The sequence below is a fragment of the Fulvimarina uroteuthidis genome, assembly GCF_034321785.1.
GTDB classification, from domain to species: Bacteria; Pseudomonadota; Alphaproteobacteria; order Rhizobiales; family Rhizobiaceae; genus Fulvimarina; species Fulvimarina uroteuthidis.
The window spans coordinates 38,436-58,703 of record NZ_JAXLPB010000008.1; the positions used below are offsets into that span (position 1 = coordinate 38,436).

At 66.8% G+C, this 20,268-nt stretch carries 20 protein-coding genes, 1 tRNA gene and 1 riboswitch; of the genes, 8 read left to right on the forward strand and 13 right to left on the reverse strand.

Features of this window, described 5'->3' with window-relative positions:
• Positions 1–107: 107 nt before the first annotated feature.
• The 3 genes from U0C82_RS17830 to U0C82_RS17840 all read right to left on the reverse strand — a co-directional run bounded on the left by U0C82_RS17830 (position 108) and on the right by U0C82_RS17840 (position 2,817).
• Positions 108–434: a hypothetical protein gene (locus U0C82_RS17830; protein WP_322189060.1), complete on the reverse strand. Its 327-nt coding sequence runs from the start codon at positions 432–434 to the stop codon at positions 108–110.
• Entirely contained in the window at positions 431–1,966 is a 1,536-nt protein-coding gene (locus U0C82_RS17835; RefSeq protein ID WP_322189061.1) for an OpgD/OpgG family glucan biosynthesis protein, read from the reverse strand. Before U0C82_RS17835 ends, U0C82_RS17830 begins: the two co-directional genes overlap by 4 nt.
• A 368-nt stretch (positions 1,967–2,334) precedes the next feature.
• A complete protein-coding gene (locus tag U0C82_RS17840; RefSeq protein WP_322189062.1) occupies positions 2,335–2,817 on the reverse strand; it encodes a MarR family winged helix-turn-helix transcriptional regulator in 483 nt (160 codons plus the stop codon).
• Positions 2,818–2,948: 131 nt separating this feature from the next.
• Between U0C82_RS17840 and U0C82_RS17845 the strand changes: the two genes are divergently transcribed.
• Entirely contained in the window at positions 2,949–3,362 is a 414-nt protein-coding gene (locus U0C82_RS17845; RefSeq protein WP_322189063.1) for a dihydrofolate reductase, read from the forward strand.
• Here the strand turns inward: U0C82_RS17845 and U0C82_RS17850 are convergent.
• From U0C82_RS17850 to pabB, 3 genes are read right to left on the reverse strand one after another with little or no spacing between them, the layout of a single operon-like run.
• The gene (locus tag U0C82_RS17850; protein ID WP_322189065.1) at positions 3,359–4,249 is read right to left on the reverse strand and encodes an aminotransferase class IV; all 891 of its coding nucleotides are present in this window, start codon (positions 4,247–4,249) and stop codon (positions 3,359–3,361) included. The two genes, U0C82_RS17845 and U0C82_RS17850, sit on opposite strands and share 4 nt — an antisense overlap.
• Entirely contained in the window at positions 4,246–4,842 is a 597-nt protein-coding gene (locus U0C82_RS17855; RefSeq protein ID WP_322189067.1) for an anthranilate synthase component II, read from the reverse strand. The genes U0C82_RS17850 and U0C82_RS17855 overlap by 4 nt, the downstream gene beginning before the upstream one ends.
• On the reverse strand, positions 4,839–6,233 hold the full coding sequence (pabB, locus tag U0C82_RS17860) for an aminodeoxychorismate synthase component I (RefSeq protein WP_322189069.1): 1,395 nt from the start codon (positions 6,231–6,233) through the stop codon (positions 4,839–4,841). Before pabB ends, U0C82_RS17855 begins: the two co-directional genes overlap by 4 nt.
• A 225-nt stretch (positions 6,234–6,458) precedes the next feature.
• On the opposite strand from pabB, the gene U0C82_RS17865 reads away from it, so the two are divergent.
• The 3 genes from U0C82_RS17865 to U0C82_RS17875 are packed head-to-tail and all read left to right on the forward strand — an operon-like array spanning position 6,459 to position 8,824.
• A complete protein-coding gene (locus tag U0C82_RS17865; protein ID WP_322189071.1) occupies positions 6,459–6,779 on the forward strand; it encodes a hypothetical protein in 321 nt (106 codons plus the stop codon).
• Between the two features lie 11 nt (positions 6,780–6,790).
• Positions 6,791–7,288 (forward strand): nucleoside deaminase, encoded by a 498-nt coding sequence (locus U0C82_RS17870; RefSeq protein ID WP_322189072.1) that lies wholly within the window; start codon positions 6,791–6,793, stop codon positions 7,286–7,288.
• 3 nt (positions 7,289–7,291) lie between these two features.
• A complete protein-coding gene (locus tag U0C82_RS17875; RefSeq protein WP_322189073.1) occupies positions 7,292–8,824 on the forward strand; it encodes a UdgX family uracil-DNA binding protein in 1,533 nt (510 codons plus the stop codon).
• Positions 8,825–8,858: 34 nt separating this feature from the next.
• On the opposite strand, the gene U0C82_RS17880 is transcribed toward U0C82_RS17875, so the two are convergent.
• Positions 8,859–10,295: an alpha/beta hydrolase gene (locus U0C82_RS17880; RefSeq protein WP_322189074.1), complete on the reverse strand. Its 1,437-nt coding sequence runs from the start codon at positions 10,293–10,295 to the stop codon at positions 8,859–8,861.
• 207 nt (positions 10,296–10,502) lie between these two features.
• On the reverse strand, positions 10,503–10,958 hold the full coding sequence (locus U0C82_RS17885; protein ID WP_322189076.1) for an Lrp/AsnC family transcriptional regulator: 456 nt from the start codon (positions 10,956–10,958) through the stop codon (positions 10,503–10,505).
• A 107-nt stretch (positions 10,959–11,065) separates the two neighbouring features.
• Here U0C82_RS17885 and U0C82_RS17890 point away from each other — a divergent pair, with 107 nt between their 5' ends.
• Positions 11,066–11,662, forward strand: coding sequence for a LysE family translocator (locus U0C82_RS17890; RefSeq protein WP_416186718.1), 597 nt, complete (start codon positions 11,066–11,068; stop codon positions 11,660–11,662).
• Between the two features lie 40 nt (positions 11,663–11,702).
• Here the strand turns inward: U0C82_RS17890 and U0C82_RS17895 are convergent, their stop codons facing one another.
• The gene (locus U0C82_RS17895; RefSeq protein WP_322189077.1) at positions 11,703–11,912 is read right to left on the reverse strand and encodes a hypothetical protein; all 210 of its coding nucleotides are present in this window, start codon (positions 11,910–11,912) and stop codon (positions 11,703–11,705) included.
• Between the two features lie 258 nt (positions 11,913–12,170).
• Between U0C82_RS17895 and ruvB the strand changes: the two genes are divergently transcribed.
• A complete protein-coding gene (ruvB, locus tag U0C82_RS17900; RefSeq protein ID WP_322189079.1) occupies positions 12,171–13,217 on the forward strand; it encodes a Holliday junction branch migration DNA helicase RuvB in 1,047 nt (348 codons plus the stop codon).
• Between the two features lie 28 nt (positions 13,218–13,245).
• Here ruvB and U0C82_RS17905 read toward each other — a convergent pair whose 3' ends face one another.
• The 4 genes from U0C82_RS17905 to thiB all read right to left on the reverse strand — a co-directional run bounded on the left by U0C82_RS17905 (position 13,246) and on the right by thiB (position 18,461).
• Positions 13,246–14,763, reverse strand: coding sequence for a M48 family metalloprotease (locus U0C82_RS17905; protein WP_322189081.1), 1,518 nt, complete (start codon positions 14,761–14,763; stop codon positions 13,246–13,248).
• 263 nt (positions 14,764–15,026) lie between these two features.
• Complete coding sequence (locus U0C82_RS17910; protein WP_322189083.1) at positions 15,027–15,794, reverse strand: thiamine ABC transporter ATP-binding protein; 768 nt, start codon at positions 15,792–15,794, stop codon at positions 15,027–15,029.
• Complete coding sequence (gene thiP / locus U0C82_RS17915) at positions 15,791–17,410, reverse strand: thiamine/thiamine pyrophosphate ABC transporter permease (protein ID WP_322189085.1); 1,620 nt, start codon at positions 17,408–17,410, stop codon at positions 15,791–15,793. Before thiP ends, U0C82_RS17910 begins: the two co-directional genes overlap by 4 nt.
• Before the next feature lie 28 nt (positions 17,411–17,438).
• Positions 17,439–18,461: a thiamine ABC transporter substrate binding subunit gene (gene thiB, locus U0C82_RS17920; RefSeq protein WP_322189086.1), complete on the reverse strand. Its 1,023-nt coding sequence runs from the start codon at positions 18,459–18,461 to the stop codon at positions 17,439–17,441.
• Positions 18,462–18,523: 62 nt separating this feature from the next.
• Positions 18,524–18,629: riboswitch (TPP riboswitch) on the reverse strand.
• A gap of 218 nt (positions 18,630–18,847) precedes the next feature.
• On the opposite strand from thiB, the gene U0C82_RS17925 reads away from it, so the two are divergent.
• Positions 18,848–19,489: a thiamine diphosphokinase gene (locus U0C82_RS17925; protein WP_322189088.1), complete on the forward strand. Its 642-nt coding sequence runs from the start codon at positions 18,848–18,850 to the stop codon at positions 19,487–19,489.
• Positions 19,490–19,808: 319 nt separating this feature from the next.
• Positions 19,809–19,885 (forward strand) — tRNA-Arg (locus U0C82_RS17930).
• Positions 19,886–20,268 lie beyond the last annotated feature (383 nt).

The window sequence follows — 20,268 nt, forward strand, 5'->3', positions numbered from 1 at the left end:
AGCAACCTTGAAAGTTCTTCGCCGGTGTGCGCGCCGCGGCACGCCCTGAGCAAAGCCGCGGCACACCCGGCCGATCGCCCCGCGGCAAGGCACGGTCCGAGGCGCCCTTACGCGTGGCGCTTGGGAGCCGAGGAAAATCTGGAAAAGAACCCGTCCAGCCAGCGGGACGGGCGATGTGTGCCGAAATCCTGGACCGGCATGGCCAGTTTCGCGTTCGGCGCCGGCAACTCCATCGTCCGGATGAGGTCGAGCGCCCAGTCCTGGCCACGCCGCGCGTCCGCCACCACCTTGTCCACCGGCTGGCTGACGCCCGCTTCCATCATCCGGCGACCGATCGCGCGATGGACGGTGATATCGTCCACGGGATGCTGGTTGAGAACCATGTCCACGACCGAAACCGGGCTTTCGTCGGGATTCCACGATAGAATGTTCAAGCTTCGGTGGTCCATTGATAGATCCATGTCTCACTAATATTGCGTCGCAACATAGTCAGTGCAACGCGCAATTCGACAGGACGTTCCTCAAGCCGTTCAAGTTCGAGTGATACCCGCCAACCGCCGCCGGGCAGGCGCGACACCGCGCTGTTCAGCAGGCGTCCCGCGGACGTCACCTCGATCATCGGTTCGACTTCGGCATCGGCCGGCAGTTCGGCTGCCGGCCCACCGGTGAAGTTCACCGCGATGCGCCGTGTCGTCTGCTCGACATCGGTCGCCGCCGCATTGCCGCCGATGCCGGTCAGGGTCGCGCTGACGCGGGCCCGATCCTGCTCCGGCTGCACGTTCAGCCCCCAATGCATGCGGTAGCTGAATTCCATCGCGGTTCCGGCTTCCGCCTTCTGCTCCGGAATCCAGAACGCGACGATATTGTCGTTATATTCGGCGGCCGAGGGGATCTCGACCAGTTCGATCGCCCCGCGGCCCCATTCGCCGATCGGTTCGATCAGGAGGGACGGACGCAGTTCGTAGTGGGCTTCGGTGTCCTGATAGTTCTCGAACGACCGGTCGCGCTGCAACAGGCCGAAATATTTGGGGTTCGTCTCGCCGATGAAGGAGAGGGCGAGATTGGCCGGGTTCTGCAGCGGGCGCCAGAACTGCTCGCCGTCGGGACGCTCGATGAAAAGGCCGTCGCTGTCGTGAACCTCGGGGCGGAAATCGTCGTGATCGGCCCGGTCGTTCTCGCCGAACGTATACATTGAGGTCAAAGGCGCGATGCCGAGTCGGGACACGGACTGGCGGAAATAAAGCCGCGCGCGGCAGGTCATCACGGTCTTGGGGCCGGGCGCGATGACGAATTCGTAGGCACCGGCAACGCTCGGGCTGTCGAGTTCGGCCATCAGGCGGATCGTGTTCTCGCCGGGCCGCGGCGCATCGATGTAGAAGGCGTTGAACCGGGGGAACTCCTCCGTCTCGTCCTCCGTCGCGGTGTTGATGGCGAGCCCACGCGCGCTCAGCCCGTACCGCGTACCGCTGCCGAGGGCCCGGAAGTAGCTTGCCCCGAGGAAGGTGACGAGCTCGTCGAAATAATCCGGACGCTCCATCGGCGCATGGATGCGGAACCCCGCGACGCCGGGGAAGGTGATCCCCTTGAAGTCCTCGGGATTGAGCGGCGGCCTGTATTCGAAATCCGTCGCCTGGAAGATGTGGGGCTGATAGAAGCCATCGCGCCCGATCGCGACCGTCGCCGTGTCGACGAAGACCCAGCCCGGATAGAAGGCCTGCAGGTGGAAGTTGACCGGCTCGGCGCGCCAGAGCGCGTGGTCCGGCCGGAAGGCGATCGCCCGATGGGCGTCATAATCCAGATTGCGCACGATCTCCGGCAGCGTGTTCTCGGACTCCGTATAGGCGGAGTTCGCCTTCTCGGCCATCAGCTGGCTGAGGCGATCGAAGGTCAGCGGTTCGGGCGCGGCCGGAGCTGCCGCCGGAGCGGCGTCCTCTGCGGCCTCCTGCGCGCCCGCAGGGCCTGACATGAAACTCGACGAGAATGGAAACAGGATGGCGGCAAAGCCACCGCCTAGCGCCCTGCGGCGCGTCAGGTTCATTGGTTTACGCACGACGACCCACGGTCTGATGGAAAAGCTGCGCCATGAAGATACGCATTGATCGGGCGGGTGGGAAGTGGCCGCCGGCATAACTGGCGTGCATCCCTCGCATTTCTTCGCGCTTTCATCCTGATGCCGGGAAAGCTCCGATGCTGCCCGGCGCCTTCTGCCCGCTGCCCGGCGCCCGCTGCCGTGTCGCCGATCGGCATCGCGGCCGAAAGACGCCGGCGCCGCTCCGGTGAGCGATGTCCGTCGCCCCGATAGCGCGGCGCGCTCCGGCGGGCGCGTGTCCCGGCCTATCGCAGGCGGCGCAGTCGCTGGCTGAGGAGCTGCTCGATCTTGCCCAGGGATTCGCCGAGGACCTTGCGCTCCTCCAGGTCGAGGGCGCCGATCAGGTCGATATCCAGCTTGCGCCAGACTTCGTAGACCTTGTCGCGCACATGTTCGCCGGTCGGCGTCAGCTGCACCATGGTGCGCCGAAGGTCGACCTTGTGCGCGCCGCGTTCGACGAGGCCCTTCTCGATGAGGCGATCCAGCATCTTCGAGATCGTCGATGGTCGCACGCTCAGATCTTCGGCAAGGACCGACACGCTGACCGGCTCGTTCGGCTGAAGGCGAACGAGCAACTGATCCTGGCCGGGATGCAGGTCGATATCGGCGAGAAGCAGGGCAATGAACGCACGGGTCGATTTGGCGATCGCGAGCAGCGAGGTCACCGTGTCAATGTCCGATGGGAGGCTGTCGGTGCGCGCGAGCATGGGGTCGGTGTTCATGTCCATGACGCGAGCTTAACCGATTCCGTTCCCGCGTGCATTAAACTTCGTTATGTTTCCCGCATGAGGTTTCGGGTGGAACCATTCCCGGCGCCATGCGAAACGGTCGGCATTTCGACGAGAAAAGGGACGAGCCAATGGCGGATATACGGGTGATCTGCGCAATCGGGCGAAGCGGGCAGCTGGGCCTTCATGGCGGCATGCCGTGGGAGGGCCGCCCGGAGCGCGCCTATACCGAAGACGTCGAGCGCTTCTTCGAGATCACGCGTGGACACGTCCTCATCTGTGGTCCGAAGACCGTCGCCTCCTTTCCCGACTTTGCCCATGCGGACCGGACGATCGTGACCATCCGTTCATCGGACAGGCCGCAGGACGTTCTCGCCCGGTTTTCCGATCGGGTCGTCTATGTGGGCGGCGGCCCGGCGGTCTGGGACGTCTATGCGAAATTCGTCCGGCATTGGGACATCAATACCTTACCCTATGATGGCGCGGCCGATACCTGGTTCGATCCGGCCTGGCTTCTGGCCGGCGGAGACCATTCGAGAAGCTAGGCGACCAGACGATCGAGGGTGGGGAAGGCGGCGCCGAGATCGCGCGGGTCGGCGCCGCAGGTCCGGGCTATCGCGTCGGCGGCCTGGCCCATCAGCTCGAGGATGAACGCGCCCTGCGTGCGGTCGAAGGCCGGGCCATCGACGAGGCGCGCCGGGGCGATGATCCGAAGCGAATTGGTGAGCAGAAACCGTCCCGAGCGCGCCTTGTCGAACGGGATCGGCGCGATCCGCGCCGTTGCGCCCAAGCACCCGATCGTCTCGATGAGCTCGCCGCGCATCACGCCGTCGAGAACGCCTTCGTCGAGAGGTGGTGTCACGAATTCGTGATCGTCGACCAGGAAGATGTTGGCGAGCGCGCTGCAGGCGACGCGCCCTCTGGTGTTCAGGAAAACCGGCTCGTCGGCGCCGATCCCGACGGCACGGCGGGTTTCCAGGATCGCGTCGAGATAGGACAGCGTCTTCAGGCGGGACAGGGGCGAGCGATCGTTGCGCCGGGCCTCGGCGAAGGCGAGGCGCATCGGCCGGAACATCAGGTGCGGCGCAAGGGGCGTTGCGATCCCGAGAAGCGTCGGCTGCGGGTCCGCGGGCAAAGCGAGCCCGCGCGCGCCGGTGCCGCGCGTCACCGTCAGGCGGATCGATCCGTGCCCGATCTCGCCCGCGAGCGCAGCCTGAGCCCGGGCGAGCCGTTCGCGCGGCATCGGCAGGGACAGGGCCCCGCAGGTCGCGGCGAGCCGGTCGAGATGGCGGTCGGCGCGAAAGACGATGCCGTTCAGCGCCAGGGCGGTGTCGAAGCATCCGTCGGCGAGGGTGAAGCCCCGGTCCGCCGGATCGATCCGGGCCTCGTCAGCGGAAACGAGCCGGTCGTTCACCCAGGCGCGGGCGTTCACCGGGGTCTGCCCCGGAACGAGGTCGCGCGGGACAGGAAATTGTCGAAGATCGTCTCGCCCTTTTCGGTGAGGATCGATTCGGGGTGGAACTGCACGCCGAACGTCGGATGGCTCTTGTGGCTGAGCGCCATGATCTCGCCGTCGGGCGAGATGGCGTCGACCGTCAGTTGCGCGCGCATCGCCGGCGTCTCCTCCACGATCAGCGAATGGTAGCGTCCGGCGCGTGTGCCGGCCTCAAGGCCCGCGAACAGGTTGCGGCCTTCGTGAAGCATGGGCGAGGCGCGGCCGTGCATGGGGCGCAGCGCCCGCGTGACATGCCCGCCGAACACATCGCCGATGACCTGATGGCCGAGACACACGCCGAAGATCGGCATTCGTCCCGAAAAGCTGCGCACCAGGTCGCCGGAAATGCCGGCTTCCTGCGGACTGCAGGGTCCCGGCGACACGACGATCGCATCGAGGCCCATCGCGTCGATCTCGCCGAGGCCCACCCTGTCGTTGCGCCGGACGACAATTTCGGCGCCGAGACGCTCGAGATAGCGTCCGACATTGAAGACGAAGCTGTCGTAATTGTCGAGAACCAGAACCTTCATGTCCCGGCCTCGAAGGCGGCGAAGACGCGCATCGCCTTGGTGAAGGTTTCCTCGTACTCCGCCTTCGGGTCGGAAAGCACGGTGATGCCGCCGCCGGCCGAGAGCTGCGCCTCGCCCTTCTCGAACGTCACCGTGCGGATGGCGATGTTGAGGTCCATCGCGCCGTCGAAGCCGATATAGCCGATCGACCCGCAATAGGGCCCGCGCGCCGTCCTCTCGATTTCGGTGATGATGTCCATGGCCCGGATCTTCGGCGCGCCGGTGATCGATCCGCCGGGAAAGGTCGCGCCGATCAGGTCGGCAGCTCCAAAGCCGGGCCTCAACCGGCCCGTCACCACCGAGACCAGATGATGCACGGCGGCGTAGGTTTCCAGGCCGCACAGGACCGGAACGTCGACCGAGGCCGGCTCGCACACGCGCGACAGATCGTTGCGCATCAGATCGACGATCATGACGTTTTCGGCGCGGTCCTTGTCGGAGGCGAGAAGCGCCTCGGACAAAGCGCGGTCCTCGGCGGCATCGGGCGAGCGTTTCGCCGTACCCTTGATCGGCCGCGTCTCCACCCGGCCGTCCGGATCGAGGCTGAGAAAGCGCTCGGGCGACGAGCTCGCGACGATCGTCCCGCCGCAATCGAGATAGGCGCCGAAGGGGGCCGCGTTCGTGCGGCGAAGGCGCGCGTAGAGGGCGAGCGGATCGAACCCCTCGGGCAGGGCGGTCCGGAAGGTCTGGGCGATGTTGGCCTGGAAGATGTCGCCGGCCAGAATATAGTTCCGCGTCCTCTCGATGGCGGCCTCGTAGTCCTTCGCAAAGAAGTTCGAGCGCCAGTCATATCCGGGCGTCAGCCCCTCGCGGCGTTCGAGCGGCTCCGCGAGCTGCTTCAGAACCGCGTCGCGCCGGGCTTCGGCGCGGCCCGGGCGCCGGGCGCCCTTTTCCGGATGGCCGCTCGAAAACACCACCGCGCGCCGCGCCTGATGGTCGAAGGCGAGAACCACGTCGTGAAGCGCAAGCACCATCGAGGGCTTGCCGGGGTCGTAGTCGGCCGGCTTGTCGAGGCTCTCCAGATGGTGGGCGAATTCATAGGCGATATAGCCGAGCGCTCCGCCTTGAAAGGGCGGCAGCCCCTCGATCGTCGGCATGGCGTAGCGCGAAAGGAGGCTCTTCAGCGCGGCGAGCGGTTCGGCCTCGATCCGTTCGCCGTCCAGCGCCGGCCCGTGGCCGTCGACGGTAAAGACTGCGAACGGGTCGGCGGCCACGAAGGAGTAGCGCCCCAGCCTGTCGTGCGCCATCGCGCTGTCGAGAAACGCCAGCTTGCCGAGCGTCGCCAGTCGCTGCGCGGCCTCGAAGGGCTCCTGCCAGTCGATTTCGGTCACAAGGGGCAAGGTCGCGTTCATGGGGCCGCAAATGCCTCCTGGCGGGCGTTTCGTCAAACGCCGATGCTACGGCGCATCGCAGGAAAAAGCACGTTCCGCCGATGGCGGCGACAGACCATCGAGCGGCAAAACGTCGTCCTGCGGATCGAAATCCCGCCTAAAACCGTATTACAGCGAAGCGCGTGCACCATCGTCCGGGCGTTCGCGACGATTGCCGTGACGCAAGTCTTCAGGGAAGGCACACCCATGACCATCATCTCCTCGACATCGGGCGCGGCGCGGCGCCTGGCTCTTGCAGCCCCCATCGGCATAATGCTTCTGGCCGGCTGCAACACCTCGACGCCTTATCCGTCGGGCACCCCCATCGAGGGCGCGCGGATCTCGGCCAATCCGTTCCCGCGCGGAACGCCCGAATTCTGCGCCCAATATGCGCGCCAGACGGCCGCCAACGAATACGAGGCCCGGATCGACCGGTCGGAGGACGGGTTCGGCATCCGGCAACTCACCGAGCAGCAGGCACGCCGGGACGGGGCACGCGCCTATCAGCGCTGCCTCGACCGTCGCTAGGAGCGTTTTTCATGAGCGAACCCACTCAGGTCGGGCCCGACGATCGCCGCTATCTCGACCGCTGCGTCGCGCTTGCCCGGGAGGCCGTGGAGGCGGGGCACAAGCCGTTCGGCTCCGTTCTCGTGTCGGGCGAGGGCGTCATCTTGAAGGAGGATCACAACCGGACCGGCGACGGCGATCCCACCGCCCATCCCGAACTCGCGCTCGCACGATGGGCCGCGCTGAACCTGACGCAGGACGAGCGGGCGCGCGCGACGCTCTACACCTCCGGCGAGCATTGCCCCATGTGTGCCGCCGCCCATGGCTGGTGCGGCCTCGGGCGAATCGTGTTCGCGACGTCGACCCGGCAGCTCGTCGCGTGGCTCAAGGAGTTCGGCGCATCCCCGCTTCCCTATCATCCCTTCACCCTGCGGGAGATGCTGCCGGCCGCTTCGGTGGCCGGCCCCGATCCTGACTATGCCGACGAGATCCGCGCGCTGCACGCGCGGGCGCATGGCGCTGGAGCCTGACCGGTGCTGAACGCCGATCTCGCCTTTCCCGCCGATTTCGACGGCTGGCGGCAGGCGGCGCGAGCGGCCTATTCCAATCGCGTGAGTCCCGAGGACATCGCCTTCACGGTCGCGGGAGAGGGCGGGTCGCTTTTTGCCGAACCGCTGCCCCCGCACGATCCGAACGGGCCGCAGCCGAGTGTGCCGAAAGCCTTCGTCGATCTTGCGCACCGCCTCATCTGTCATCTCGATGCGGACCGTTTCGTCTTCGCCTACCGACTTCTCTGCCGGCTCCAGAGCGAGAAGCAGCTTCTCGCCATCGCGTCCGACAAGGATGTGATCAGGGCCATGGAAATGGAAAAGGCGGTGCGCCGCGACGCCCACAAGATGAAGGCGTTCGTCCGTTTCCGCGAGGTCGAGACGCCGGACAGCGGCAAGCACTACATTGCCTGGTTCGAGCCGTTCCATCATATCGTCGAGCGCACCGCGCCGTTCTTCGCGCGCCGGTTCACGGGCATGGTGTGGACGATCCTGACGCCCGAGCGCACGGCGCACTGGGACGGCGCCGAACTCAGCTTCCTTCCCGGTGCGAGCCGCGACATGCGGCCGGCCGGCGACGACATGGAGGATCTGTGGCTCACCTATTACGCCTCGATCTTCAACCCGGCACGCCTCAAGGTGAAGGCGATGACGGCCGAGATGCCGAAGAAATACTGGGCGAACATGCCGGAGACCGTCCTCGTCAAATCGATGATCGCGGGCGCGGAAGCGGCACACCGACGCATGATCGAAACCGTGCCGACCCTTCCCGGTTTACGCCACGAGAAGATGAGCGAGCGACGGGAGGCGGAGATGGCGCGCGAAACGGCTGAGGAGCCGATGCTGGGCCTGGATGGTCCGGACGCAGACGGCACCGGGCGGGCGGGCATTCGGGAGACCGGCTCGAACGCGCCCGATACGATCGAGGCGGCCCGCCGGGCGGCCACCGATTGCCGGGCCTGCCCGCTCTGGGAGCCTGCGACCCAGACGGTCTTCGGCAAGGGGCCGGACGATGCGCCGGTGATCTTCGTCGGCGAGCAGCCGGGCGACCAGGAGGACATTGCCGGCGAACCGTTCATCGGCCCGGCCGGCAAGGTGTTCGACGAGGCGCTTCTGGCCGCCGGGGTCGACCGATCGCAGGCCTATGTCACGAATGCGGTGAAGCACTTCAAGTTCACTCCGCGCGGCAAGCGGCGCATCCACGCCAAGCCCAATGTCGGCGAAATCCGCGCCTGCCGCTGGTGGCTCGATCTGGAGCGCGATCTGATCAAGCCCAAGCTGATCGTCGCGCTGGGAGCCAGCGCGGCGCAGGCCGTGCTCGGCAAGTCCGTGACGATCCGCGACACGCGGTCGAGGCTGATCGATCTCACCGCCGAGACGCGCCTGCTCGTGACCGTCCATCCCTCCTACATCCTGCGCCTGCCCGACAAGGCGGCGCAGGAGCGCGAACGCGGCGCCTTCCAGGCGGACATGGCGCTGGTCCTGCGGACGGTGCCCGAACTCGCGCTGGCAGGTTAGGCGGCTCGGCGACATCCGCGCGCCGGAGGCGTCCTCACGATTGAAACAATGGAAAGCTGACGCCGAGCGCCCAGGCGAGCACGAGGCCGAGGGCGAGCCCCGACGCCGGGGCGCCGGCCCGCGTTCCGGCAGCCCGGCCCATCGTGCCGAAGATCAGGTAGAACAGGATCACCACCGGCGCGATCATGATGAGGAAGAACAGGCCCTCGAAATCGAGCGCCACGGCCAGTCCCAGCGAGGCGACGAAGCCGCCGCGCAGGGCGAGCCGCCTGAGGAAGCCCGCTCTGTGGGTGAGAACGGCATCGGCCAGCATGTAGGGGACAGCGCCCAGCGCGATCGCCAGGATGATCCACAGGCGGCCGGCCGTCGGCCAGAAATTCGCCGCATAGCGGTTGAACGCGAAGCCGAAAAGCGCGCACCAGACGATGAGCAACCCCATCGAGGCAGGCGAGAAACGGCCGAACGGCAGCTTCCACGCCTTGATGAGACCGAGCTGGATCACCCCGAAGATCGCCAGATGCAAAGCGAGATAGTCCGCGACCAGAACCGGCAGAAGCTGCGGGTCGAGCGGCACCGCGATCAGCGGTGCCGCAATGGCGGGCAGGAGCGCGGCGACGGCGATCCGCATGCGGCTGAGCGCCGGGGACGGCATGGCATTGTCCGGCAGCCACCGCGCAAGGCTCGAGAACAACAGGACGAGCCCACCGAAAAGCCCGAGAATCGCAAGGCCCGTCGGCAGCACCCTCACATCGGACGTCCGGCCATAGGCATCGTCGAGCCATTCGACCGCGGCGGCGCGGCCGACCCGGCTGTGCAGCACGGAGACATGTTCGGAAAGCGGCGCGATCTGGGCGCGGCGGATGACAGCACCGGCTGCGACGGTCTCGTCCTCGGCGGCAGCGGGATCGACCATCCGGGCAGCATCCAGCGCGAACGCGCGCAGCCCCGGCTCCCAAGCGCCGGGCACGAGCAGCAGCGTCTGAGGATGGGTCGCATCGATCGCCTGCGAGAAGGCGGAGATCAGGACGACCGGGCCGATGTCCGGCCGCTCGGCCGCGACGCGGGCGAGAATGTCCGTCGCCATGGAATGGCCGATCAGGGCGACCGGCTCTTCGCCGGTCTTCACCGCGTCGATGACGGCGCTCGTCTGGTCGACGAGAAGCCGAGTCGTACCGGTGATCGCGGTGACATCGCCGGACATCGGCACCGGGTTTCGGCCATGGCCGAGAAAATCGAACGAGAAGACGCGATAGCCGGCCTTGGCGAGCGGCAGCGCATAGCCCTGCATCATCTGGCTCGAGCCGGCAAAGCCGTGGGCGATGACGACACGCGGGCCGTCGGCATCGTCCGTCGCATAGGCGGTCACCGGCGTTTCGCCCACCAGGATCTCGCGATAGGCGACGCCGCTGCGCGACAGTTCGAGAACGAGGACTGAGACGATGACGAGGACGAGCGCGATCACCGTCCTCATGCCGCGCGCCGCCCTGTCCTCGTCGTTTGCCGGGATTGCAGTCTCATCGTCCGTTCGCGCCTCTTGCCGCGATCGCCGCCCGATCGCCCGAAGACAGTTCACATGGCGCGATCGGCTGCGTAAAGGCGACGGGGGCGCACCCGCGCGGAAAAACCGACCGGATCTTCTTTCTTCGAAGGGGCGCCACCCGGCAAGTGGCGCGCGCCCTCAACCCCGTTCGTCCTTCGACGATCCCATGACGATGTAGGACGTGATCGAGGCGACATGCGTCAGCGTGCCGAGGGTATCGGTGTGAAACCGCTTGTAGCTTGCAAGGTCCTCCGTCTCGACACGCAGGAGATATTCGAAGGCCCCGGCGACGTTGTGGCATTCCACCACGTCGTGCGCGATCGCCATCGCCCGCTCGAACCCCTCCTGCGCCGCCTTGGTGTGGGAGGAAAGGCCGACCGTGACATAGGCGACGAAGGATCGGCCGTCGCGACATGGATCGACGCGGGCGCGATAGCCCTTGATGACGCCGGCAGCCTCGAGATCCTGAACCCGCCGCAGGCAGGCCGACGCGGAAAGGTTGACGCTCTCGGCAAGCTTGAGATTGGTGATCCGGCCGTCCGCCTTGAGGGCGCGCAATATTCTGCGGTCCATCTCGTCGATTTGCTTGGTCATTGCCCAGATTGCGAAATTTTGACGTAAAAAGTCAATTCATTGCGTTCGGCTCCGCATAATCTTGCAGGCATCGACCCGCCATATCCGATGCGGAAAGGAACCTCGTCTTGGATCTCGCCATCGCCGCCGCCCTTATGGGCTTCGCATTTGTCGCTACCGTGACGCCGGGTCCGAACAATCTGATGCTGTTGGCATCGGGCGCGAATTTCGGTTTCCGCCGGACGGTGCCGCACATGTTCGGCATTCTCATCGGCTTTTCGGCGATGATCCTTCTCGTCGGGATGGGGCTGATGGCAGTGTTCGACGCCGTGCCCCTGCTGGAAACCGGGCTCCGGATCGCCTCCGTCCTCTATCTCCTGTGGCTGGCCTGGAAGGTGGCGAGCGCCGCTCCGCCCGAACACGCCGAGGCCGATGCGCGGCCGATGTCGTTCATCGCGGCCGCGCTCTTTCAGTGGGTCAATCCGAAGGCGTGGGCGATGGCGCTGTCCGCCATCACGCTCTATGCGCCGGAGCGCACGCTGCCCTCCGTCGTGCTGGTCGTCCTCGCCTTCGCCGTCACCTGCCTGCCGGCCATCTCGCTATGGGCCTGGATCGGCACGGTGCTGCGCAGATCCTTGTCGAACCGCCGTCGGTTGACGGCGTTCAACGTCTCGATGGCGTTGCTGCTCGTGGCATCGCTCTATCCGGTGCTGATGCCGCGCTGACAGGCGGTGTAGCCGCCTGCCGGCTTTGGCCGTTGCTCCTCTAGACCTGCGCGCCCTTCGGCGGCGTCTTGCCATCCTTGATGGCGGCGGCGCGCTCGTCCTCGCTCATGGCTTCCCAGTCCTGGACCTCTTGGGGAATGTCCTTGCCGATCAGTTCCTCGCCGACCTCTTCCCCATTGTAGCGCTTGTCGGTGCGCTTGATGGCGCTGCCGAATCCGCCGGTGTTGTTGTGCGTGTTGTCGATGCCCATGATGTGGCCGCCTCGTGTTGGAATTGTTCTTGCCTCTTAGATAAGGCGCAGGCGGGCGCGGTGACAGGGCCGCACGAAAGGCCTTGCGAGCCCATGCGATCGCGCGGGCGGCGGGCCCGCGGAAACGACCCGTTCCGAACGAAAAGCGAACGTTCGGTTGTCGCGATCGGTTTCGAGCGCTATGCGATGCATATCGGGGCGGGCGAACCGAATGGTGTCGCCCGTCACCTGCATCACCTCCACCCGGACGAGGACCCCATGAGCGATGCCTCCCGCCTGATCGCGCCGGACAAACGCGGCGAAGACCTCGATACGACGCTTCGGCCCCAGGCGCTCGACGATTTCGTCGGCCAGGCGCAGGCACGGGCCAATCTCAAGGTCTTCATCGGCGCCGCCAAGGCGCGCGGCGAGGCGCTCGACCATGTGCTGTTCGTCGGCCCCCCCGGTCTCGGCAAGACGACGCTCGCCCAGATCATGGCGAAGGAACTCGGCGTCAATTTCCGCGCGACCTCCGGCCCGGTGATCGCCAAGGCGGGGGATCTCGCCGCGCTTCTGACAAATCTCGAAGAGCGCGACGTGCTCTTCATCGACGAGATCCACCGCCTGAGCCCTGCGGTGGAGGAGATCCTCTATCCGGCGATGGAGGATTTCCAGCTCGACCTCATCATCGGCGAGGGGCCGGCCGCGCGCTCGGTCAAGATCGACCTGTCGAAGTTCACCCTGGTTGCGGCGACAACCCGCATCGGGCTTTTGACGACGCCGCTGCGCGACCGCTTCGGCATTCCGGTGCGCCTCAATTTCTATACCGTCGCCGAACTCGAACATATCGTAAAGCGCGGCGCGCGCCTGATGGGCCTGTCCATGGACGAGGCGGGCGCGCAGGAAATCGCCAGGCGCTCGCGCGGCACCCCGCGCATCGCGGGACGATTGCTGCGGCGCGTGCGCGATTTCGCCGAGTTCGCCGATGCCGGAACGGTGACGCGCCGGATCGCGGACGAGGCGCTTTCGCGCCTCGAGGTCGACAGTCTCGGCCTCGACCAGCTCGATCGTCGCTATCTCGATCTCATCGCGGTGAGTTTCGGGGGCGGGCCCGTCGGGATCGAGACCATCGCCGCCGCCCTGTCCGAGCCGCGTGATGCGATCGAGGACATCGTCGAGCCCTATCTCCTGCAGCAGGGTTTCATTCAGAGAACGCCGCGCGGCCGGCTGATGACCCAGAACGCGTTTCGCCATCTGGGGCTCGCCGTTCCCTCGAGCTATCAGGGCGTCCAGGGCGCCCTGTTCGAGGCGCCCGGCGAGGACTGACGCCGGCGGGACGCGGCGGCCGGCGTTGCTATTCGGCGACGATCTTGTAGCGCGCGCCCGGCTGCACCGTGCCGGCGGCGTCGAGGCCGTTGAGAAGGCGGAAGAGGCCGGCCGGCCGATCGACGCCGACCATGCGGCTCGCAATGCTGTCGACGCTGTCGCCGCTCGCCGCGGTGACGACGCGGATGCGCAAGGGCTTCAGCGAATTGCGCTCGGCCGCACTCAGCATCCGGAAGGAGGAGGAGACGGATTCGGCAATGCCGGCGACCCGGCCCGCATTGTCCGCCGGCACCGCCGTCAGGAAGCGGTAGACCTGCTTGCCGACGCGCACGACGGTGACGTCGAAGGCGTAGTCGCCGCCCGTGGCCCGCGCCGATACCGCTTCGAGGCCGCCGAGCTGCCGGCGGCGGATGGTCGACCTGTCGAGACCGCCGACCCAGCCGCTCGCGATATAGTCTTCGAGCCTCGCGGACGGCGCGAGGGCGACCCCGTCGAAGCGGATCGCCACGTCGCCGGGACCGGTCGCCAGCACCGCTTCGGAGGTGTTGTCGATGACGAAGTTCTCCGGCACGTCGAAGGCGATCCCGAGGCCGGGATGATAGAACTTGCGGCCCCGCACATAGCCTTCCGATGCCGAATCCCCGAACAGGATGCCGTCGATGCCCGCCAGATAGCGGTCCCGGTCGGCCGAACCGACGCCCGGCGGGCCCTGTTCGCGGGCATGGCGGCGCGCAAGCTCGATCCGCTGGGGTGCGGACGGGTGGGAGGCGAGAAAGTCGAGGCTCGGATTTTCCACCTGGAAGGCGTTGCGGAAACTCGTATAGGCGTCCATCGCGGCCAGGAACCGACTGGCGGCGTAGGGGTCGAAGCCGGCACGGCCGATATGCTTGATGCCGAGCACGTCGGCTTCGAGCTCCTGCTGGCGCGAGAACTGCGCAACGCTCAGCTTGTTGCGGGCCACCGCGATACGCCCGGCCTTGTCGCTGGCCAGAACCTCGGACACGACGCGGCTGGCGATCTCCGCCTCGCGCTCGCGCTGCTGGCGCTCGATGCCGTGATTGGCCGACACGTGCGCCATCTCGTGGCCGATGACGGCGGCGACTTCCGCCGAATCGTTGGCGAGCGCCAGAAGGCCGCGGGTGATGTAGACATAGCCGCCGGGCAGGGCGAACGCGTTGACGTTCGGCGAATTGAGAACGGTGATGTTGTAGGCGCGGTTCGGGTCCTGGCTTGCCGCCTGCAGCTTGCCGACGACGCCGGCGAGCATGCGCTCGACCTTGGGGTCGGAATAGGCGCCACCATAGGCCGCGAGGATCTTGGGATGCTGCGAACGGCCGATCCGCGACTGCGGGTCCTGGGCCTGGGCGGTTTCGAAGGTCACCGGCGGACGGGTCGCGGAATAGCCCGTGGTCAGGTCGGCGTCGGACAGGCCGAAACCCTCTTCGAGCGTGGTGCAGGATGCCGTGGCGAGCAGGAGCGCGGCCGAGCCCAAAAGGCCGAGCCGACGCAGAATCGTGTTGCCAGCGCTGAACGCGTTTACAGTCATGCTTTTCGAAATTCGCCCCAATGTCTCGCCACAACACGCATCGAAGGATCGGTCGCCAGACGACGGGGCGACACCCATCCTTACGCGCTTGCGGCAGTCCCCCATAGAGTGAACGCGCAACAGAACGGTTCCCAAACCGCGATCGTCCCCACGAGGCGGCCATCTGATTCCGTTAGGGCCGGATTGAGGTATCAATGGGGCGCCGGCTGCGGGATGGTCCGCGCCGGACATCCCGGATTCCGCCTTGCTCGACCGTCGTCACATCAAGATGAACCGGCCGGCGGAGCTTGGCGCTTCGCGTTCGCCGCCGATCCGAGATAGCGGCGAACCCGTGCCGGTGCGTCGGGTCCGAGCATCTCGCGGGCCGTGCCCACATGGGCGACCAGCCCTTCGTCGAGAAACGCGACCGCGCCCGCAAAGTCCGCCGCGTCCCCCGGATGGTGCGTGACCATGAGGATGGTCAGCGGCACGGCGATGAATTTTTCGCGCAAGGCGTTCAACGTCTCCAGCATCTCCCGGCGCAGCGCCGGGCCGAGGGAGGCGAAGGGCTCGTCGAGAAGAAGCAGAGGCTTGCGCCTGAGGAATGCACGGGCAAGCGCCGCGCGCTGGCGCTCTCCGCCCGACAGTTCGTGGGGCTTGCGGGCCCCCATCGCGGCAAGGCCGACCGCTTCCAGCCCGCCCTCGATCAGCGCGCGCTCGTCCTTCCTGACGGACCGGTTCGGCGCGATGCCGAGCGCGACGTTCTGGAAGACGCTGAGATGGGGAAAGAGATTGTTGTCCTGGAACATGATCGAGAGCGGCCGCTCCCACGGGGCGGCGTTCGTCACGTCCCGGCCGGCCATGCGGACACTGCCCGATTCGATCGGCAGGAAGCCGGCCACCATGTCCATCAATGTCGATTTTCCGGCCCCGCTCGGGCCGATCAGCGCCATCCAGTCGCCGGTCCGGACCGTGAGGTCGATGGTCATCGACCAGGTCGCGCGCGCGAAGACCGCCCGTTCGAGGACGAGCGCGGCATGGTCGCGGGTCATGTCAGGTCTGCCTTTCGCGCGCCGGAGCGCTCTGCGATCCAGATGAGCGCAAGGCAGACGGCGCCGAGAATGAGGGCGAGCCCTGCCGCATCGTCCGTCCGGTAGCTGCCCATGCGCTGGTAGAGGAGATAGGGCAGGGTGGTGAACTCCCGATTGCCGAACAGAGCGATCGCGCCGAGATCGCCGAGCGAGATCGCGGCGGCGAGCGCGAAGGCCAGTCCCGCCGGTCGCCACAGCGCCGGCCAGTCGATCAGACGGAAACGCCGGAGCCCCTTCATGCCGAGACTGTCGGCCAGTTTTTCGCCGCGCAGGTGCGCGCTGGCAAGGCTGGGCCCCAGAATGCGCACCGCAAACGGCACCGCCATCGCCATATTGGTCAGCACCACGATGGCGGGGGCCGCCGCAAAGACGTTCGTCACCTGCCGCAGGCCGAGGAACCAGCCGGCGCCGACGACGACGGGGGGAACGACGAGGACGAGACTTGCGGCGATCTCCAGCGTTCGCCGCGGCACGGCCGTCCCGATGACGGCGCGCCGCTCGGCGCTCGCCAGCGCCTCGACGCCGAGCAGGACGAGGGCGGAGACGAGGAGCGCGAGCGCGCCCGATGTCACCGCAACCCAGAGGCTGGTGACCAGGGCGTCCACGACGGCGGGCTCGGTCAGAAGCGTGCCCAGGTCGGCCGTGATGCCGGCCAGCACGATGGCGACGAAGGGCGACAGAACGAAGGCCAGCCCGAGCCCGATCACGAGCCCGTCCGCCGTCCTTCGCAGGCCGTTCGACCGGTCGAAGCGAACCGCCTTGCCGCCGAGCCCGAACGCGCCCTGGTCCGATCCGCCGAGCCGGTTGGCCAGCATGAGGATGAGGGCCGTGAGAGCGATCTGCACGAACGACAGGGCGACGGCCCGTCCGGGTTCGAAGTCGTAGCGCAGGGTCTGGTAGATCGCGACCTCCAGCGTCGTCGCGCCGGGGCCGCCGCCGAGGATCAGAACGATGGTGAAGCTCGTCGCGCACAGCATGAAGACGAGGCTCGCGGCGGCCGGAACCACCCGGCGGATGGCGGGCCATTCGACGAGCCGGAAATTCGTCCACGGCGAGAACGCCAGTTGTCCCGCCAGCTTCCAGCTCTCCTTCGGCACCTCGTCGAGCGCGGCGATCATCAGGCGTGCGGCGAGCGGCAGGTTGAAGAAGACATGGGCGATCAGGATGCCGGGCAGGCCGTAGATCGAGAAGCGCGGCAGCCCGATCGCGGCGCTCGCATCGGACAGGACGCCGTTGCGGCCCCAGACCGAGACGATGGCCAGCGCCCCGACGAGCGTTGGAAGCGCCTGGGGCAGGAGAAACATGCGCAGGATCGCCGTCCGGCCGATGAACCGGGCCCGATGGAGCGCGCAGGCGAGGGGAATGGCAAGAAGAACCGAAAGCGCCGTCGAGAGTGCCGCCTGTTCGAGGGTGAAGAGGACGACGCTGCGCAGATAGGCGTCGCCGACGATGGAGCGGACGGGCAGGTCCGCACCCGTTCCGGCGAGAAGGATGAGGAAACCGCCGGCCAGAAAGCCGGTCAGCGCCAGGGCGGCGCCGACCGCGATGAAGAGCCTTATGGTCCGGTCCGGTCCCATGCGCGTCAGCCCGCCGCGTCCGCGCCGCTCAACGCCCCAGCGCCTCCAGCCATTCCTGGGTCCAGGCCTGCCGGTTCTCGGCGACGGTTTCCGGGTCGATATAGATCGGGTTCTCCACCGGGATCAGGGCCTCGAAGGCCTCCGGCAGGTCGATCCCGTCGATCACCGGATAGGCCCAGTTTCCCGTCGGGATGATCGACTGGAATTCGTGCGTCAGGATGAAGGCGAGGAACGAGCGGGCAAGCTCCGGCGTGTCGGTGCTCTTCACCATGCCGGCGACCTCGATCTGCAGATATTGCCCGTCCGAAAACGCCGCCGCCTGGTAACGCCGGGTGTCGTCCTCGATGATGTGGTAGGCGGGCGAGGTCGAATAGCTCATGACCAGCGGCACCTCGCCGGAGGTGAACAGGCCGTAGGCTTCCGACCAGCCGGGGGTCACGGTGAGGATGCGGTCCGAAAGCTCCTCCCATCTGGCCTTGGCCTCGTCGCCGTAGACGGCCTTCATCCACAGGAGGAAGCCGAGGCCCGGCGTCGAGGTGCGTGGGTCCTGCAGCGCGATCTTCTGTTCGCTGTCGCCGGTCACCAGCGCGTCGAGGCTCTTCGGCCAGTCCCCGGCTTCTTCCGTGTCCACCATGACGGCGAGATAGGAATAGTCGAACGGCACGAAGACGGGGTCCGCATAGTCGACGGGCAGGGAGAGGTTCGAAAGATCGGTCCCGCTGTCGGCGAAAAGGCCGGTGGCCTTGGCTTCCGGCACGAGATCGGTGGTCAGGCCGATCACCAGGTCGGCCGGCGAGGAGGCCCCCTCGAGCTTCAGCCGATTGAGGATCGCGACCCCGTCGGCGAGGCCCTCGAACTGCAGGTCGCAGGCGCACACGGCCTCGAACGCCGCCTCGATCTTCGGGCCGGGGCCCCATTCCGGCACGAAGCTCTCATAGGTGTAGACGGTGAGAACCGGCCTGTCGCCGTCCTGCGCCATGGCCGGCGCGCCCAGGAGCGCGGCTAGCCCGGCGGCGCCGGCGATGATCGGGGAATGCTTGAACGTGCCCATGGACTGCTTCTTTCGGTTCGGTGTCGAAAGGAACCGAACGCGCATCGCCGCGTCTCACGCGGTCGAACCGGCGCCCTCATTCCCTCCGCCGGCATGATCCGGATCAGGTTCGACGGGTCGGCATCGCGCCTCTCAGCCCGCGTCGTGCGGGCACCCCGTGTGAGCTCGCCCGACAGTCTAAAGCGTTTGCCGCCGAAGGGAAGCGTCCGTTTGACGATTGTCCGCCGGGGCGCTAACCCCAGATCGACCGCATCTCGCACCCGATCGTCTGGCGCGCCGAGGGCTGCACAAGGCGGCACCATCGTCTCGACCGACATTCGAAGGCTGACGGGATCGGGCGAGATCCCTCCCGGCGCCCATGCCGCATCGTCCCATCGTGAAGGCCCATGACCGATTTCGCAGTTCTACTTGCCGGCGACATCGCGGCGACGGCGCGGCTGAAGGCCCGTCTCGCCGGCTGCCGGGTGATCGCGGCCGATGCGGGCATCGGCCATGCGGAGGAACTCGGCGTTCTGCCGGAACTCTGGCTCGGCGACTTCGATTCGTCGAAACAGCCGCCGCGCGCCGGGTGCGAGATCGAGATCGCCGCCTATCCCGCCGACAAGGACAAGACCGACGGCGAACTCGCCATCGAGGCGGCGATCGCACGCGGCGCGACACGCATCCTCCTCGTCGGCGCGCTGGGCGGCCCGCGCAGCGACCACGCCTTTGCCCATTACATCCTGGCCTTGCGCCATGCTGGCGCGGGCATCGCCATCGAACTCGACGACGGCCGCGAGCGCTGCTGGCCGCTGACGCCCGGCCGAACGCTGGACGCCGATCTTTGCGCCGGAACGCAGTTCTCCATTCTGAAATTCTCGGACGTCACCGGCCTCACCATCACCGGCGCGCGCTATCCGCTCGACAAGGTCGCGGTTCCGTTCACCTCGATCCTCACCCAGTCGAACGAAGCGACGGGCCCGATCAGCGTGCGGATCGAAACCGGGCACGCGATCCTGATGGCGCAGGCCGATCCGGACCGGCACTGATGGCGGACCGGCCCTCGAAGACCCGCACAAGACGAGCGGGCGCGAGGCCGCGCCCGACCCTGCGGCCGGGGCCGCTCGGCGATCGCCTCGCCTCGGTGCGGCCGTGACGGCGCCACGTTCGCGCCGGTGCCTGGAACGGTCGAACAACCCTTTTTGCGCACCGCACGGCAAACGCTTTCTGCCGACCGTCCCGGGCGCAAGAACCCGGCCGATCCATGCGACCGCCCCCATCCGGTTCGCGCACGACAACGCCCCTCGCAAAAACCCTCTCCCAGACGGTTTCGCCCCGTGCGACTTTGACTTATAAGCTGATCGCGCTGGTCCCGTAGCTCAGCAGGATAGAGCACGAGATTCCTAATCTCGGGGTCACTGGTTCGAATCCAGTCGGGATCACCATCTCTGGCGCGACGCAAAAACTGCAACAAAACCACTATAGCCTGTAACTTTTCCTCGTTTCAGGCCGGGATCAATCCCTTTCGGCGATTTCGCGAATTTCATGGTTAATTCCTGAATCAACCACTGGCTGTAGTCGCCGTCCGTTCGAAGCCAGCGCAACATCGCTTGCCGAAAGCCCGACTGATTCGGCCTGAGCACCCGCGGTCGACGCAGCAGGCCTCGAGATTCTTCCAATCGGCAGCTACATCACCGGGGTCAGGGTGTTGATTTCCACGCGGAACTGACCCGGGATGTCGCCTGATTTCCACTGAGATTTGACCCATGTGACCTTTCCCTCCGATCGCGCTGAGCGAGGAGGGCAATGGAGTGATCCACATGGGACT